Genomic DNA, 755 nt, shown 5'->3' on the forward strand with positions numbered 1-755 from the left:
ATCAACGAGGCGCTGACGCAGGAGACGGCGGAGGCGGCGATCGAAAGCGGCGAGGCCGATGCGGCCTCCTTCGGGCGACTCTTCATCRCCAATCCGGACCTGGTGGTGCGCTTCCGGCGGAACGCGCCACTCAATCCGCTCGTAAGCGAGACGATCTACAGTCCCGACGCGACGGGGTACAATGACTACCCGGCCCTGAGCACCGTCGCCGCGGATTGAGCGAAGGCGGATGGGCTGCCACTATCGGCAGCCCATCCCCGGTCAATCCAGCGTCTGCCGATACCGCAGCATCGCCAGCACCGAGACCACCAGCAGAAACACCAGCATCGGCCAGACGTCCGTCCAGGCATCCGCGATGCCGATCCCCTTCAGCATCACCCCACGCACCACGCGCAGAAAATGCGTGAGCGGCAGCCCCTCGCCGATCACCTGCGCCCAGCCCGGCATGCCCCGGAAGGGGAACATGAAGCCCGACATCAGGATCGAGGGCAGGAAGAAGAAGAAGCTCATCTGCATCGCCTGGAGCTGGTTCTTCGCCACCGTCGAAAAAAGGAATCCCACCGCCAGGTTCGCGATGATGAAGACCAGCAGCCCCGYCGACAGCACCAGCGGATTGCCCATCATCGGCACATGGAACAGCAGCCGCGCGGCCGTCAGGATCACCGCCACCTGCACCATGCCCACAGCGATGAAGGGCACGAGCTTGCCCACCATCACCTCGATCGGCCGCACCGGCATGGCGAGCAGGTTCTCCA

At 64.8% G+C, this 755-nt stretch carries 1 protein-coding gene and 1 pseudogene; one reads left to right on the top strand and one right to left on the bottom strand.

What is annotated here, in order from left to right; genetic code table 11:
* Positions 1-219: pseudogene (locus AC1DWF_RS33965) on the top strand (alkene reductase); the annotation flags it as partial.
* Between the two features lie 42 nt (positions 220-261).
* On the opposite strand, the gene AC1DWF_RS33970 reads toward AC1DWF_RS33965, so the two are convergent.
* Positions 262-755, bottom strand: a 494-nt coding sequence (locus AC1DWF_RS33970; protein ID WP_476842887.1) for an ABC transporter permease, incomplete at its 5' end; no start/stop codon positions are given.

The sequence above is a fragment of the Aminobacter sp. P4_D5 genome (assembly GCF_056401815.1).